The sequence below is a fragment of the Cohnella laeviribosi DSM 21336 genome (genome assembly GCF_000378425.1).
In the GTDB taxonomy this organism is placed as follows: domain Bacteria; phylum Bacillota; class Bacilli; order Paenibacillales; family Paenibacillaceae; genus Cohnella; species Cohnella laeviribosi.
Window position 1 is genome coordinate 1 of record NZ_KB899827.1, and the last position, 15,062, is coordinate 15,062.

A 15,062-nucleotide genomic window follows, 5' to 3' on the forward strand; every position below is an offset into this window, starting at 1 on the left:
TGACTTCGCATATTCCGCAGGCCTCCCCAGATAAGAACGTCATCTGTCTGCCCGCGACCACCCAAGTCTACAGGACTAGCCCTTGGCGGCTTTGGATTTCGTTGTGTTTTGGCAACTCATCCGACTAACCCTGCCTCCAATTGGGTTCGTGTACCTTGGCCCGTGCATTTGCCTCCGGCTTCCTTCAGATTCCGCCTCACGACGGACACCCTTGCCCTTGGCTACGGTAGGCGCTCGCCAGCCCCCGCTCGGGACTTTCACCCTAAAGATGACGTCCATGCTGGGCGTACAAAAAACGGGAGACAGCCTCACAAGGCCGTCTCCCGTTGCCGTTTTGCCGCGTTATTGAGGCAGCTCGACCGAGACCTCGCGGCGCTGCTCCGCCGAGCGCAGCACGCCGTCGATAATCGCCTGCTGAATCAGAATCTGCTCGCCGGGTATCGGCGCCGGGCGACCGTCGCGCACCGCTTCGGCGAAGTCGCGCACTTTCTCGTCGAACAGGTTCAGCGAATGCTCGATCAGCGGCACCGGCGTTTCCGTATGGCCGCCGAACGCATCGTGGTAAACGGTCATGCTGCCGATCGAGCCGTCCCACACCCCGGACCACGGCCCCGTGCCCGCCGGCGTCACTTTCAGGCCGGCATCCGTGCCGAGAAACAGCGTCGCGCCCAGTGAATCCATGTGCATCGCCCATGAAATTTTGAACTGCAGCACGACATCGTTTTCAAACCGGACCATCGCCACGCCGAAATCCTCGACCTCGAAGCGGTCCGCCTCCGGATGGTATAGCGGATTCGTGCCGAAGTGATTCGATGTGAACGCCGACACCGTGAGCGGACGCGGATAGCCGAGCGCGTTCAGCGCAAGGTCGAGCGAATAGCAGCCGATATCCGCCATCGCCCCCGCCCCGGCAAGATCCTTGCGGATGAAGGTTCCGCCCGGCATGCCCCGGCGCCTTCCGCCGCCCGTTTCGACATAGTACACTTTGCCGAGACGGCCGGACTGCACGATCTCCTGCAACCGCTTCATATTCGGATCGTAGCGCGGCTGGAAGCCGATGCTCAGCATGTTGCCCGTCTCCCGCGCCGCCTGCGTCATCTCGACCGCTTCCTCAAGCGTGACCGACATCGGCTTTTCCAGCAGCACCTGCTTGCCTGCGCGCAGCGAGTCGATACTCGTCCGGTGATGGGAAGCGTTCGGCGTACAGATGCTTACCGCATCCAGATCGTACGCAAGCAATTCCGTATGGCTGTCAAAAGCGGCCGCTTCCGTCAGCCCGTTCGCCTCCGCGAACTGCCTCGCCTTGCCCGGGATCACGTCCGCCACCGCCACGATGTCGACGAACGGCAGCTTGCGGTAGGCCGAGACATGCGCGCGGGCGATCCCGCCCGTTCCGATAATGCCGACTTTGATTCGTTTTTCCATGGTAAGCCGCTTCCTCCCTGTCCGTGTTTCGGCTGTTCCGCCTTAGCGGGCCCCGCGCTTGTGCTTGCGGCGGTAGGCCGAGGGCGTCATGCCGAATTTGTTTTTGAATACGGGATACAAATAGTTCGGATTGCCGAATCCGTACCTCAGCGCGATTTCTTCGACCGAAAGGTCGCTTTGCAGCAGCTCCGAGCCGATCCGCTGCATCCGCGCGTTCTCCACCCATTCGCGGAACGTCGTCCGGCCTTCGCTCCTGAATATGCGCTGCAGCTGCCGGGGGCTGACCTGCACGCGTTCGGCCACTTCCTCCAGCGCAATCGGACGATCGGCATTGTCCTCGATGTACTGCGTTGCGAGCCGGAAGCGGTGTCCGTTCATGTCCCGCACGGGAAAACGCGCGGCCTCGTCCGGCTGGGCGAACACCCGCGACGATCTCAGCAAAATTTGAATGATGATCTGCTTCATCGTCGTGTAAAATCCGGTTCCCTGGTTTTCCCAGGTGCGATACGCCTCCAGAAATCCCGGCATGGCCTGGTAGCGGTCGGGCACGGGATAGCTCGGCATCGTCTGCAGCAGACGGACGCATTCCTCGGCCTCTCTCGCTTCCAGCTCGTCTCCCCATCCGTCCGGCGCCGCCCCGGCGAGCGGCACGATCTCGCAATGCAGGCACAACTCATGCATCGGGTCGTCTTCGTCCGACTGCTGCTCGTGCATCACGTCCGGCCCGGTCAAGTAAAACATCCCCTCGCGCAGCTCGTAAACGGTGCCGTCGATTACAACCGTTCCCTTGCCTTTGGGAATAAAATGAAACTCGAATTCGGAATGCTTATGCATCGGGATCAGGTGGCCCGGGGGAAAAGAAGCCAGATGGCAGCGCAGCACGCGAATGCCGAACCGCCCCCAGCGGAACTGCAAATCGAGCCGGTCCATCCCGTAGCGTTTTTCCGCCATTCGCGCATAGGGAAACGAAACCGCCGCCGCCTTCCGTTCGTGCGCGTTCGAACGTTCTTCCGTCTGCATGCCTTCCCCCTCCAGTCCTTTTTTTCCATGCAAATGCTTGGCCGCTTAGCTTTCCAGCTCCTCGAGCCGAATCTGGCGCCGCTCTTCGTACGAACGGTTCGACGCTTCCATCAGCTTCGTCAAATCGAGGGCGAGCGCCACATTTTCCGTTGCTTCCGTCCCTTTTTGAATATGTTCTACCCATTGGCTGAACGCGGAAGGAAGCGGCTTGCCGAGCGGCACCTCATGCCAGCCTTCGCCTTTGCGGTTGCTGCGCACAAGCAGCTTCTCCTCCGGGAAGCCGAACAGCAGCGTGCCCTCGGTGCCGTGCACTTCGATGGAAAACGGCGAATGGCTGTTGACAAAGCCCGCTTCCACGATGCCAAGCGCTCCGTCCTTGTATTGTAAAACGCTTACAGCATTGTCCTCGACCTCGCGCCCCGTCACAAAGCCGAAGCCGGACGTCACCGCATCCGGAAGCCCGAGAAACAGCCGCACCAGGTACATCGGGTGGCAGCCGAGATCGATCAGCGCGCCGCCCGCGCATTGTTCCTTGGAATAGAAATGCTCGGGCAGCCAGTTCGCGATCGCCCCGTTGTGCGACAGACGAACTCTGGCCAACGTCAGCTTGCCGAGCGCGCCTTCCGCCAGCACGCCGGCAATCGCCTGCGTATAGCCGTCATACAGCCGGGGCAGGGAAACCGTCAGCTTGACTCCCGCTTCTTTGACCGCCGCCAAAATTTCGCCGGCTTCCTTCAGCGTCGGCGCGAGCACTTTTTCCGTAAAAATATGTTTGCCTGCCTTGGCCGCCTTTACCATCACGTCCCGGTGGAGATGGGTCGGCGCATCCACGACGACGGCGTCAATGTCCTTGCGCGCCAGCAGGTCATCAAGCGATTCGTAAAAAGGAACATTGTACTTGGCCGCCTTCTCCCGTCCCCGCTCCGGCCGTTCGTCCCAGACAGCGGCAATTTCCGTATCGGGATGGTCCAGCACCTGTCTCGTGTAATCCTCCGCGTGCACATGCCAGTAGCTTAACATGCCTACCCGAATCATCCGTCTCGCCCCTCACTTTAAATATACGACACAAGGAGAAGATATCATATGAGTTTGCATTACATAAATGCATTTTCACGCCATTCCGACTATAAAAATGCGACAATTTGTTTTCTCTCGCTTCTTTCCCCCGCGCCGAAGGAACCGCCGCCGGTAGGCTTGACGGACCCTGCCGGAAAAACAAAAAGGCCCCCCGAAAGGGGAGCCTTCTTTCCGGCTTAGCCGGTTATCACATCATGTCCATGCCGCCCATGCCTGCGCCGCCTGCCGAAGCTTTTTCCTTCTCCGGCTTGTCGGCGACAACCGCTTCGGTCGTCAGGAACATGGACGCAACGGAAGCGGCGTTTTGCAGCGCGGTACGGGTAACTTTTACCGGGTCGATGATGCCGGCTTCGAACATGTTCACCCATTCGCCGGTAGCCGCGTTGTAGCCGATGCCGACTTTTTCCTTTTTCAGGCGTTCGACGATGACGGAGCCTTCTTGACCCGCGTTCGCAGCGATCGTGCGGATCGGCTCTTCCAGCGCGCGCAGGACGATGTTCACGCCGGTCTTTTCGTCGCCTTCCGCTTCGATTGCGGCAACAGCGTTGTATACGTTCACGAGCGCAGTACCGCCACCGGAAACGATACCTTCTTCAACCGCAGCGCGAGTTGCGTTCAGAGCGTCTTCGATGCGGAGTTTGCGTTCTTTCAGTTCGGTTTCGGTTGCAGCGCCGACTTTGATAACCGCTACGCCGCCGGCCAGTTTCGCCAGACGTTCTTGCAGTTTTTCGCGGTCGAAGTCGGAAGTCGTTTCTTCGATTTGCGCCTTGATTTGGTTGACGCGAGCTTTGATGTCTTCCGGATTGCCTGCGCCGTCCACGATGATCGTGTTTTCTTTGTTGACGCGAACTTGGCGAGCCGTACCGAGTTGTTGCAGGGTCGTGGATTTCAGTTCGAGACCCAGTTCTTCGGTGATGACTTGGCCGCCCGTCAGCGCCGCGATGTCTTGCAGCATCGCTTTGCGGCGGTCGCCGAAGCCCGGAGCTTTAACAGCTACGCAGGTGAACGTACCGCGCAGACGGTTGACGACGAGCGTAGCTTGCGCTTCGCCTTCCACGTCTTCCGCGATGATGAGCATCGGTTTGCCGGATTGTACAACTTTCTCGAGGATCGGCAGGATCTCTTGAATGTTGGAGATTTTCTTGTCGGTGATCAGGATGTAAGGATTGTCGAGGACAGCTTCCATTTTGTCCGTGTCGGTGATCATGTACGGCGACACGTAACCGCGGTCGAACTGCATCCCTTCGACAACTTCCAGTTCCGTCAGGAAGCCTTTGGATTCTTCGACGGTGATGACGCCGTCTTTGCCCACCTTGTCCATCGCGTCCGCGATCAGTTGGCCGACTTCTTCGTCAGCGGCGGAGATAGCGGCTACTTGCGCGATGTCGGTGCTGCTGCCGACTTGCTTGGAGATTTTCTTCAGTTCTTCGACGGCTGTGCGAACGGCTTTGTCAATACCTTTGCGCACGACCATCGGGTTGGCGCCCGCCGTAACATTTTTCAGGCCTTCGCGGATCATCGCTTGAGCCAGAACCGTAGCGGTCGTCGTACCGTCGCCAGCGACGTCGTTGGTTTTCGTCGCGACTTCTTTCACCAGTTGAGCGCCCATGTTTTCGAACGCGTCTTCCAGTTCGATTTCTTTCGCGATCGTCACGCCGTCATTCGTGATGAGCGGAGAACCGAATTTTTTCTCCAGAACGACGTTGCGGCCTTTCGGTCCGAGCGTTACTTTTACGGCATTCGCCAATGCGTCCACGCCGCGGAGCATGGCGCGGCGAGCGTCTTCGCTAAATTTAATCTCTTTAGCCATTCTTCAAAACCCTCCTCAAAATATCCTTGATCGTACGTATTCAAAAAACGTTGTTTATGTGGGTATATCGCGCCCCCGCGGCCCATTAGCCGACGATGGCGTGGATGTCGCTTTCTTTCATAATCAAATACTCTTTGCCCTCATACTTGATCTCGGTGCCGGCATACTTGGAGAACAGCACCCGGTCGCCGACTTTCACTTCGAGAGCAATGCGCTGGCCGTCCTTGTTCAAAGCGCCGCTTCCCACCGCGACGACCGTTCCTTCTTGCGGTTTTTCCTTCGCCGTGTCCGGCAGAACGATGCCGCTAGCGGTTTTCTCTTCTTTGGCACTCGGCTCGACAAGTACGCGATCGCCCAAAGGTTTGATCATGAAAATAGCCTCCTTTAGAACAAAGCTTGATTTGTATTTTTCATGTTCTTGTTAGCACTCGATTGTCTAAAGTGCTAACAGACAATTATTATGATACTGATTTTGGGAGTGCTTTTCAAGTCCTTTTCCGTTAAAATTGGCCGGCAAAAACGGGTCTCCGGCCGCATGTGGCGGAAACCTGAAAAGAGCGCCGTCCCGGCAGCGGAACGGCGCGTAGGTACGACATCAATTATTTCCCCATCTTTCTGCGTTCATTCAGACGCGGTAATTCCCGGTCATTCCTTTCAGGCGCGATGCCATTGCGCTCAGATTGCGGGCCGTCCGGGCCATCTCCTCCGTCGAGGACAACTGCTGCTCTGTCATGGCGGACATCTGCTGGGAAAAGGAGGCCGTCTCTTCCGTAATCTGCGTAATGTCCTGAATGGACTTCAGCACGGCCTGGCTTCCTGCCGACATCTGCTCCACGGCCGCAGCCGCTTCGATAATATTTCCGCTGAATTTGCTCACTTCGTCCACGATTTCGCGGAACGCTTCCTCCGCCGTGCGCATGCCGGTTACGGCGCCGTAGACCTGCTCCGCGCTCTGCTCGAACATTCCGGCCAAAGCACCGATGTCGTCCGACATCGTCTCCAGCGTGCTGCCGATCTGAACGGCCGATTGCTGCGTCTGGTCGGCCAGCTTGCGGATTTCCTGGGCGACGACGGCAAAGCCGCGTCCGTGTTCGCCGGCTCTCGCCGCTTCGATGGCGGCGTTAAGCGCCAGCAGGTGCGTCTGGTTGGAGACTTCCGATATGTACCCGATGACTTCCAACACCTGGGAGGACTGCTGGTTCAACCGCCGGACCGTTTCCAGCAAAGACCGGAAAGCGGACTCGACCTCGACCACGTCGGCAGCCGCTTTTTGCAGCAGCGCGGAACCGCTCTCCGCCCGGTTGCGCGCGGACATGGCCGTGTCCGACACGCCGGTTGTCGTCTCCGCCACCTGATGAAGGCCGTCCATCGTCTCGAGCATGACGGCGGAAATGTGTTGCGACTGCGTCACCTGCGTCTCCGAACCGTTTGCGACACGCTCGACCGCGCGCGTGACTTCCGCGCTGACTTTGGCGTTCTCGTCCGCGCCCTGCTGCAGCAGCACCGCCGCGGCCGCAAGCTCCGCCGTGCTGTCTCGCAGCTCGCGCATCATCTTCTGCAGGCCGCTCAGCATATCGTTCGCCGCCTGGGCCAAATCGCCCACCTCATCCTGCGACCGGAAGTCGATCCGGCGGGTCAGGTCGCCGCCCGAACCGGCGATATCCTTCAAAGCGGACGTTACGCGGCCGATCGGTTCGACGACGGACCGGTTCAGATACACGATCACGTATCCCAAGGCGATGAAAAGCACCGCTTCGATGGCGACGACCCCGAAGAACAGCAGTTTATCCTTCGCCCAGTCCATGCCGAGAAGCATCAGCGCCAAAGCGGCCGCCTGCAGCACGGCAGCGACGCCTCCGAAAATCCCCAACTTTTTTCCCAGTCCGATGCCCGCACTTCTCATAAACTCGACTCCTTCCCTTCCGTCCCGCGAAAAAATATAACGATGGCCCTAAAATATGTAATCGCTTCCAGGCGATTGTGCTACCAGTTTACCATAAATTTGTCGCAAAGAACATCGGGAAACAGCAAATGCTGTCATTTTTCGTCATAAAACGCATTTTCATGGAAAGGAGCCGAGATCGTTCATCGGAAAGGAAAGCGGGGAGATCCGGGCAAGGAAGCGCAACAGTTCACGCAAAAAAACGGCGAACCAGCGGCCCCGCCATCAAACGGCATGTAGTCCGCTCAGTACCCTTCTTTGCCGCCAGTCTCGCCGTTCACCCTTCATGTAGTCCGCTCAGTACCCTTCTTTGCCGTCAGTCTCGACGCACACCCTTCATGTAGTCCGCTCAGTACCCTTCTTTGCCGTCAGTCTCGAAGTTAAACCTTCATGTAGTCCGTCCAGTACCCTTCTTTGCCGTCAGTCTCGCCGTTCACCCTTCATGTAGTCCGCTCAGTACCTCTCTTTACCGCCACCGCCACTGCTAACGCGCCAAGCAGTCCGTTCACTACCTCACATGGCCCCGAGCGGTTATATTGGATTTTGTGCAGGATACCGGCGAATTTCGCTCATTTACGGAACCTATGTTGAATTGTCTCCAATGAAACGGCCCGAGAGCGTAGCGGATGCGGCTTCTGCGGGCCAAAAAACTGGATATATCCAACATAGACCGGCTTTCGGCGCCTGAACGGCGTATTGGGTTGGATTTTTCCAATTAGACGCGTAGCTGGGTTGCTATTTAGTCCCGATGGGGATATAAACGCACAGGCTGCGGATGCTCATAGGTTACGGAGGCTCTATGGCCGTGGTTGCGATAAATGGCCGAAGTTGCGGTATAGGGGCAGTTGCGGTATAGGGGCAGTTGCGATTATAGCCGCTGTAACGATATGGCTGGAATTGCGATTATAGCCGCGGTGGCTATACAGCGACCGGTTGCGATGAACGAACAGCCGCCGCGTGCTCTTGAACAACTGCGGCCGCTGCCGGCTTGCCGTTTTCGATTCTCCTTTCGGGTACAGCGCGATTCTTGGGGCAGGGGGCATTATCCAACCGCCGTCCAATAAGGCTCATCCCATGCTCGACAAGAGCGTTTGGGATGTTTGTCTGTTAACGAGCCAGCCGTACAAAAAAGCCGAGAAGGGCAACCCCTCTCGACTCGGGAGACGATTCACGTTTTCGAACCGGCCGTCCCCGCTCCGCTTGCCGCCTCGCGCTCCCATTGTTCCTCCCATTCCTGCTGCCGCGCCAGCTTTTTCCGATAAGCGGCGGAGGACAGCAGAATGCTCAGTTCGTACAGCACGATGAGCGGCACGGCCACCAGCAAATCCGAGATCACGTCCGGCGGCGTGATGACCGTCCCGACGAAGACCATGACAAACCAGGCCAGCCGGCGGAACTTCTTCAGAAACTGCGGGTTCAGAATGCCCAGCCGGGTCAAAAACAAAATCAAAAGCGGAAGCTCGAACAAAACGGCGAGCGGCAGCACGATATTAAACAGGAAGGAGAAATATTGCGCGGCTCCGTAAGTCTGCTCGAGTCCCAGCGTTTCCGTCATCTTCTCCGTAAAGGAATAAGCCATCGGGAAAACGACGTAATAGCCGAAAAGAATGCCGGCGACAAGCATGACAAGAGCCCCCGGCACATACCGGAGCGCGGCTTTTTGTTCCTGCGGGTGAAGCGCCGGACGGACGAACAGCCACATTTGAACCATGGCAAAAGGGATAACCACGACAAAGGAGACGACGAAAGCGAATTTCATGTATAAGCCGATCGCGTCCCAGGGCGAGAAGGTGTGCAGATCGATCCTCTCCGTCGGAGCCGCCGCCACGAGATAGTCGAACAGCGGCTTGGCGCAGAACAAACCGCCGACCAATCCGAGAACAAACACGATCAGAACGTAAATGACGCGTCTTCTCAGTTCGCCGATATGCTCCAAAAGAGGCATCCAGCCTTCGCCCGCTGGAAATTCCCCGGGAGAGTCGGTTCGTTCGTTCCGTTTCGTCATATTATTCCGGCAGTCGCCTTTCCGCTTTCGGCTGCTCCGGCTTCGCTTGCGTTTCCCCTTCCGAAGCGCCGACTTCGATGCGGCGGGACGGATTATCTTCCATGATATCGTTCGCGCCCCGCTTGAATTCCCGCAGCGTGCGGCCTACCGCTCTGCCCAATTCCGGCAGCTTGTTGGGACCGAACAACAGAAGCGCGACCACCACGAGCAAAATCATTCCTGTAGCGCCGATGCCAGACATCCAAAAGCCTCCTTGTTTGAAATCAAATGATCTTGCTTGTCTTAAAGGGCGGCCGTTCGCGATCAGCAGCGGTGCAAACCGCCGTACCCCATTGCGACAATATCTTCTTTGACAATTCTATCACCGGCAAGCACGCGAGGCAAAAGAACGTCGAACGAGGTATACGGGTCATGCATGACGCAGCCCGGCAAGCCGAAAATCGGCACATCCCGCAAATAGCCGAACAGCAGCATCGAACCCGGCAGCATCGGCGTGCCGTAGCTCACGATATCCGCGCCGGCATCCGCAATCGCCCCCGGTGTGCGGTCATCCGGATCGACGGACATGCCTCCGGTCACGAGTATCATATCATACCCTTGCCGAAGGAAATAGTGAATTTCGTTGACAATTGTTTGTCGGTCGTCGGGCGCGAAGCGCTGTTCGGCGACTTCCGATCCGAGCGCCGCCAGCTTGGCGGTCACCACGGGGCCGAATTTGTCGGCGATGCGTCCGGAGTAGACCTCGCTGCCGGTGGTGAGAAGCCCGGCCCGAAGCTTGCGCAGCGGACGGACGTCAACCGGGGAAGCCCCTGCGTTGCGTTCCCGGTAGCGCGCAGCTATTCGCTCGACCTCGGCCACCTTCGCTTCGGGCACGATGAGCGGGATGGCGCGCGTCGCGGCCACCGCTTCGCCCTCGCGCACGACCGTATGGGTTGCCACCGTCGCGAGCGCAATGTCGCCCAGCCCGTTAATCGCGTTCACGACCTCCTTCGCTACCGAAGCAAGCCCCGTAATGGCCGACTTGAGCGTAACCTTGCCTTCATGCGGCTCGCCGTAACGGATCCGATCGCCCGCCAATGCCGCGGCCATGCGCAGCGCCGCGTCGTCCTCGTGCAGATCTCCCGCGCCCAGCTCCATGACGTACAGATGTTCTTTGCCGATATCCTTCAGCTTCGGAATGTCTTCGGGAACGACCCGGTGTCCTTTCCGAAAAAGCCGTCCCTTGAACGCGCCGGGCAAAATTTGGGTCAAGTCGTGAGCCAGCAGCATTCCGACCGCGTCTTCGACCTTGACTTCGCGCAATACCGACGAGCTGCCGGCTCGCCGGATATGAGGTTCAGAAGCGCCTTCCGGTTGTTGCGTCATTCTTCAAGCTCCCCTCTCAGCCCCTTGACCTGATGCAAGGCGTACGGGAGCTGATCGATAATCCCCATGAACAGCTTGTGGACGGCTTTCGGTTCGCTCGGCAGGTTGATGATGAGCGTCTGGCCCCGGATGGCGCAGACGCCGCGAAACAGCATCGCCCGCCGCGTCCAGCTCATCGCCGAGGCGCGCATCGCTTCGGCCATCCCCGGAACGACGCGATCGGACACCTTCAACGTCGCCTCGGGCGTGACGTCCCTCAGTCCAAGCCCGATGCCTCCCATGGTGAAAACGAGGTCGGCCTGAAAATAATCCGCCATTTCAATGAGCGCGGCGCGAATTTCGTCCTGCTCGTCGGGCACGATCCGGTAATCGACGATTTCCCCGCCCAATTCCTCTTCCACCAGCTCGCGGATGACCTGTGCGCTCGTATCTTCCCTTTCGCCTCGCGAGCCTTTGTCGCTTGCCGTCAGCAAGGCCACTTTCCAACGCATGTCCTTCTCTCCCCTCCGCTCACCCGTTCTGTCTTTGATGCCGGCCTGTCCGGAACCTTTGGCGGCGCGCTCCCGATCGCGTCCGAAGCGGCGGCGCTAATCGGATGCCGGGTTTTCGGCCGGCCGACATTCGTCCGCGTAATAATCGCCGCTTTTGCCGCCGGTCTTGAAGACGAGCCGGGTCGGTCCGATCACCATATCCTTCTGCAGCGCCTTGCACATATCGTAAACGGTTAAAGCGGCTGCGGAAACGGCGGTCAAAGCCTCCATTTCGACGCCGGTTTTGCCCGTCGTTTTCACCTCGGCCGCAATAAAAAGCGTGTCCGTCCCGTTATCCGAAAACGTCAGGTTGACGCCCGTCAGCGGCAGCGGGTGACACATCGGAATCCAATCCGACGTCCGCTTCGCCGCTTGAATGCCGGCGACCTGCGCCACGGCCAGCACATCGCCCTTGGCGACGGAGCCTTCGCGAATCCGCCTCAGCGTCTCCGGCGCCATCGCGATGCGGGTCTCGGCCCGGGCCGTGCGGGCCGTAACGGGCTTGTCGGAGACGTCCACCATGACGGCCCTGCCCTGCTCGTTAAAATGAGTCAACCGATCTCCGTCCGGACTCATCCGCTTCCCTCCCTTCAAACCGGATCAATCCGTTCTCCGTTGCCAGTCCGTCCAGCACGAGATCGTGCGGCTCTCTCGGCAGCGGCTCCTCCACCGTCTGCAGCTCGAACGCGAAGCCGATCCAAAGCGAGGTGTGGCCGGCCGATTGCCTTGCGACGAACAAACGGTCGTAATAGCCGCCGCCGTACCCGAGTCGTCCGCCCTGCCGGTCGAACGCAAGTCCCGGCACGAGCACGACATCGAGCGTATCTTGCTCGCCGTACGTCCGGGTTCGCTCCGGGTTCGGTTCCGGAACGCCCCATTTGCCGGCCCGCCAATCCGCCGGCGAAGCGACCAGGCGCAGCTCCAGCCCGCCGCCGTCTTCGCGCACGCGCGGAGCCGCGATCCGGTGGCCGCGCGCCCAACACCAGTCCGCAAGCCATGCCGGATCGGCTTCGGAGCGGAATGCGCCGTACAGGCATACCGTCAGCGGACGGCCGAGCTTTTGCTCCATCGGAAGAAGAAGCCGGCCGGCGACGATCCGGCCGATTTGCCGCGACTTTTCGATTCGCTCCCGGGCCGGAAGGGCGTCTCTTGCGCTTCGGATCCGTTCCCGCCAGCGTTGCTTGTCGGTCGTCATCGCGAGAAATCATCTCCTGCGGAAAACAGCTTGGCAAAACTGTTTAAAGTTAGCTTCAGTTTATCATTATTTCGCCCTTTTCGCCAAATGCCAACGCTTATCGGACGATGACGCCCGCCGGCTGGCCGAAGGCGAAAAATCTGCGATTGAAGTCGGATGGAAACCTATTCGTTATGAGTCGTTATCCCGTCGAAGCCTAGGTCTTCATTTTCCATACGGTCGATGACATTCCCTTTTAACAGCCTCTCATCCTGTAACTCGACGATGTTGCATCCTTTATATACCGAATATTGATCTTTAGCACTTCAGACAGGAACCGAAGGGGAACCATCGCCGTTTCGTTTTGGACGACGGGCTTCGTGTCCAGCTTTACTTGTTGATTATTCACGAGCGCCGTATCCTTACCTATAAATAATACTATCGTTTCATCTTCGACCGCGACAATCGCTTTTTGCTCTTTCCGGTCCCAATTCACGGAAGCCCCCATCAAATCGCCGACCAACCGAAGCGGCACCAAGGTTCTGCCGTTGGCGTCGGCGGACGGCATCTGCTGCGACGAATAAAGCAAGTACGGATGGTTCAGTTTCAGCTTAATCCCATCGTTCTCCCCAAAGCGGCTTGGGCGGACGGCATATGAAAAAACAGCATGACGAGTCCTCCACACATAACGTTCATCTCCAACCTGCGTTTGGACGTTCCTGCCGATTTACGCTAAACTTGTAAGGAGCCATACTGCATGAAACGACGAGTCGGAGGGATTCCTCTTGCTTTTGCAAGCATCAGGCATAACCAAGTATTACGGAGCTACGCCCGTCCTGGACGGGGTGGCGATTCAAATTAACGAACGCGACCGGATCGGGCTCGTGGGCGTGAACGGCGCGGGCAAATCGACTTTTTTGCGCATTTTGGCCGGAGAGACGGCCCCCGATGCGGGCTCCGTGTCCAAGCCGCGGGAGATCAGGATCGGCTATTTGGCCCAGAACAGCGGTTTCGACGGGCAAATGACGCTGCAGCAAGTCATGTCGTCCGCGTTCGGCCCCCTGCTGAAACAGGAAGAGGAGCTTCGGAGGTTGGAGCTGCGCATTTCCGATCCGGCCGAACAGGAAGATGCCGCCCGTTACGAGGCGCTGCTCGGCCAATACGCCGACCTGAGCGACCGGTTTCGCGAAGCGGGCGGCTTCGAGATGAACAACCGCATCCGCAGCGTTTTGCACGGCATGGGCTTCGGCGACTTCGCGCCGGATACCCCCGTATCCGCGCTTAGCGGAGGACAGCGCACGCGCCTTGCGCTGGCGCGGCTGCTTGTTGTGCAGCCCGACCTTCTGCTGCTCGACGAGCCGACCAACCACCTCGACATCAAGACGCTGAGCTGGCTGGAGCAGTACCTCCGAACGTACGCCGGAGCGATGGTGATCGTCTCCCACGACCGCTACTTCCTGGATGCGACCGTCACGTCCATCATTGAAATCGAGCGCCATTCGGCCACCCGATATACCGGCAATTATACCCGTTTTATGGAGCTGAAAGAGGCCGAATTTGCCCAGCGCGTCAAGCTGTACGAGCAGCAGCGCAAAGAGCTGCAACGAATGGAAGATTTCATCCAGCGCAATCTGGCGCGGGCTTCGACGGCGCGGCGAGCGCAAAGCCGGCGCAATGCGATGGAGCGGATCGAGCGGCTTGAGAAGCCCGGACACCTGAAGCAGGCGAGCTTCTCCTTTACAACAGAGCGGCGGACCGGCAAAGACGTACTGCAGGTCGCCGATGCGTCGGCCGCTCCTGCGGCGGGGCTGAGCCCGCTGTTCCGCCATGTGTCTTTTGAAGTCAAGCGAGGCGAGCGGATCGCGATTCTCGGCCCGAACGGCGTGGGCAAGTCGACGCTGCTGCGGGCGCTGGTCGGCGAGCTTGAGCTAAGGGAAGGGAGCATCCGCTGGGGCACCGGCGTCATGCTCGGCTACTACGACCAGGAGCAGCGCCAGCTCAATCCGGCGAATACGGTGCTGGAGGAAGTGTGGAGCTCGTATCCGCAGCTTCCGGAAGCGGAAATCCGCACCGTGCTCGGCAATTTTCTGTTCAGCGGCGACGACGTCAAGAAGACGATAGGCTCGCTCAGCGGCGGCGAAAAAGCGCGGGTCGCGCTATCCAAGCTGATGCTGCGCAAAGCGAACGTGCTCGTCCTGGACGAACCGACCAACCATCTGGATCTGTGGAGCCGTGAAGTGCTGGAGGCGGCGCTCGAGGAATACGAAGGCACGCTGCTATTCGTTTCGCACGACCGCTACTTCATCAATCGGCTGGCGGACCGCATCCTCGACCTGCATGCGGACGGCGTTCGTCATTTCCTGGGCAATTATGACGATATGATCGGGAAGCAGCAGGAGATGGAAGAGTGGGGCCAACAAACGGAAATGCCCGCACCTACAGCGGACCCCGAAAAGGCCGCCAACGATTACGAAGCGGAAAAACGGGCAAAACGCGAAGAAAGGGCCCGGCAGCGCAAGCGCGAGCAGGCCGAGGCGGAGATCGAACGGCTTGAAAGCGAAATCGCCGCAGTCGAGGAAGAAATGGCCTCGGAAGACGTCTTTACCGATTACGTGAAACTAAAAGAACTGCAGACGGCCGTCGAGCGGCTCCGCAAGGAACTGGAAGCGGCTTATGCGGCTTGGGAAGCGCTCGTGGAATAAACCGCATTAGAT

Annotated in this window: 14 protein-coding genes; 1 reads left to right on the plus strand and 13 read right to left on the minus strand. The window is 58.9% G+C overall.

Going from position 1 to position 15,062, the window contains the following annotated elements:
• Window positions 1-342: 342 nt before the first annotated feature.
• The 13 genes from F560_RS0113420 to F560_RS26615 all read right to left on the minus strand — a co-directional run bounded on the left by F560_RS0113420 (window position 343) and on the right by F560_RS26615 (window position 12,916).
• The gene (locus F560_RS0113420) at window positions 343-1,425 is read right to left on the minus strand and encodes a Gfo/Idh/MocA family protein (protein WP_019006252.1); all 1,083 of its coding nucleotides are present in this window, start codon (window positions 1,423-1,425) and stop codon (window positions 343-345) included.
• 42 nt (window positions 1,426-1,467) lie between these two features.
• The gene (locus F560_RS0113425; RefSeq protein WP_019006253.1) at window positions 1,468-2,445 is read right to left on the minus strand and encodes an AraC family transcriptional regulator; all 978 of its coding nucleotides are present in this window, start codon (window positions 2,443-2,445) and stop codon (window positions 1,468-1,470) included.
• A 45-nt stretch (window positions 2,446-2,490) separates the two neighbouring features.
• A complete protein-coding gene (locus F560_RS0113430; RefSeq protein ID WP_019006254.1) occupies window positions 2,491-3,480 on the minus strand; it encodes a Gfo/Idh/MocA family protein in 990 nt (329 codons plus the stop codon).
• Between the two features lie 229 nt (window positions 3,481-3,709).
• Window positions 3,710-5,332, minus strand: coding sequence for a chaperonin GroEL (gene groL / locus F560_RS0113435; protein WP_019006255.1), 1,623 nt, complete (start codon window positions 5,330-5,332; stop codon window positions 3,710-3,712).
• Between the two features lie 85 nt (window positions 5,333-5,417).
• Entirely contained in the window at window positions 5,418-5,702 is a 285-nt protein-coding gene (groES, locus tag F560_RS0113440; RefSeq protein WP_019006256.1) for a co-chaperone GroES, read from the minus strand.
• Between the two features lie 255 nt (window positions 5,703-5,957).
• Window positions 5,958-7,235 carry a methyl-accepting chemotaxis protein gene (locus F560_RS0113445; RefSeq protein WP_019006257.1) on the minus strand — a complete coding sequence of 426 codons (1,278 nt, stop codon included), beginning with the start codon at window positions 7,233-7,235 and terminating at the stop codon, window positions 5,958-5,960.
• Window positions 7,236-8,442: 1,207 nt separating this feature from the next.
• Entirely contained in the window at window positions 8,443-9,219 is a 777-nt protein-coding gene (gene tatC / locus F560_RS0113450) for a twin-arginine translocase subunit TatC (protein WP_026298272.1), read from the minus strand.
• Between the two features lie 61 nt (window positions 9,220-9,280).
• Window positions 9,281-9,520 (minus strand): twin-arginine translocase TatA/TatE family subunit, encoded by a 240-nt coding sequence (gene tatA, locus F560_RS0113455; protein WP_026298273.1) that lies wholly within the window; start codon window positions 9,518-9,520, stop codon window positions 9,281-9,283.
• A gap of 62 nt (window positions 9,521-9,582) precedes the next feature.
• Window positions 9,583-10,644 (minus strand): molybdopterin-binding protein, encoded by a 1,062-nt coding sequence (locus F560_RS0113460; protein WP_019006260.1) that lies wholly within the window; start codon window positions 10,642-10,644, stop codon window positions 9,583-9,585.
• Window positions 10,641-11,135, minus strand: coding sequence for a MogA/MoaB family molybdenum cofactor biosynthesis protein (locus F560_RS0113465; protein ID WP_019006261.1), 495 nt, complete (start codon window positions 11,133-11,135; stop codon window positions 10,641-10,643). Before F560_RS0113465 ends, F560_RS0113460 begins: the two co-directional genes overlap by 4 nt.
• 96 nt (window positions 11,136-11,231) lie before the next feature.
• Window positions 11,232-11,750, minus strand: coding sequence for a cyclic pyranopterin monophosphate synthase MoaC (gene moaC / locus F560_RS0113470; protein WP_019006262.1), 519 nt, complete (start codon window positions 11,748-11,750; stop codon window positions 11,232-11,234).
• Window positions 11,716-12,369 (minus strand): 5-formyltetrahydrofolate cyclo-ligase, encoded by a 654-nt coding sequence (locus F560_RS23295; RefSeq protein ID WP_019006263.1) that lies wholly within the window; start codon window positions 12,367-12,369, stop codon window positions 11,716-11,718. The genes moaC and F560_RS23295 overlap by 35 nt, the downstream gene beginning before the upstream one ends.
• 235 nt (window positions 12,370-12,604) lie before the next feature.
• Entirely contained in the window at window positions 12,605-12,916 is a 312-nt protein-coding gene (locus F560_RS26615) for a copper amine oxidase N-terminal domain-containing protein (RefSeq protein WP_425393283.1), read from the minus strand.
• 217 nt (window positions 12,917-13,133) lie between these two features.
• Here F560_RS26615 and F560_RS0113485 point away from each other — a divergent pair, with 217 nt between their 5' ends.
• Window positions 13,134-15,050, plus strand: coding sequence for an ABC-F family ATP-binding cassette domain-containing protein (locus F560_RS0113485; RefSeq protein WP_019006265.1), 1,917 nt, complete (start codon window positions 13,134-13,136; stop codon window positions 15,048-15,050).
• Window positions 15,051-15,062: the final 12 nt, after the last annotated feature.

Coding starts and splice junctions, on each gene's coding strand:
- F560_RS0113465 (WP_019006261.1), bottom strand. CDS start 11,135: ATGCGTTGGAAAGTGGCCTTGCTGACGGCAAGCGACAAAGGCTCGCGA.
- F560_RS26615 (WP_425393283.1), bottom strand. CDS start 12,916: ATGCCGTCCGCCGACGCCAACGGCAGAACCTTGGTGCCGCTTCGGTTG.
- groES (WP_019006256.1), bottom strand. CDS start 5,702: ATGATCAAACCTTTGGGCGATCGCGTACTTGTCGAGCCGAGTGCCAAA.
- F560_RS0113460 (WP_019006260.1), bottom strand. CDS start 10,644: ATGACGCAACAACCGGAAGGCGCTTCTGAACCTCATATCCGGCGAGCC.
- tatA (WP_026298273.1), bottom strand. CDS start 9,520: ATGTCTGGCATCGGCGCTACAGGAATGATTTTGCTCGTGGTGGTCGCG.
- F560_RS0113430 (WP_019006254.1), bottom strand. CDS start 3,480: ATGATTCGGGTAGGCATGTTAAGCTACTGGCATGTGCACGCGGAGGAT.
- groL (WP_019006255.1), bottom strand. CDS start 5,332: ATGGCTAAAGAGATTAAATTTAGCGAAGACGCTCGCCGCGCCATGCTC.
- F560_RS0113420 (WP_019006252.1), bottom strand. CDS start 1,425: ATGGAAAAACGAATCAAAGTCGGCATTATCGGAACGGGCGGGATCGCC.
- F560_RS0113425 (WP_019006253.1), bottom strand. CDS start 2,445: ATGCAGACGGAAGAACGTTCGAACGCGCACGAACGGAAGGCGGCGGCG.
- F560_RS23295 (WP_019006263.1), bottom strand. CDS start 12,369: ATGACGACCGACAAGCAACGCTGGCGGGAACGGATCCGAAGCGCAAGA.
- tatC (WP_026298272.1), bottom strand. CDS start 9,219: ATGCCTCTTTTGGAGCATATCGGCGAACTGAGAAGACGCGTCATTTAC.
- moaC (WP_019006262.1), bottom strand. CDS start 11,750: ATGAGTCCGGACGGAGATCGGTTGACTCATTTTAACGAGCAGGGCAGG.
- F560_RS0113445 (WP_019006257.1), bottom strand. CDS start 7,235: ATGAGAAGTGCGGGCATCGGACTGGGAAAAAAGTTGGGGATTTTCGGA.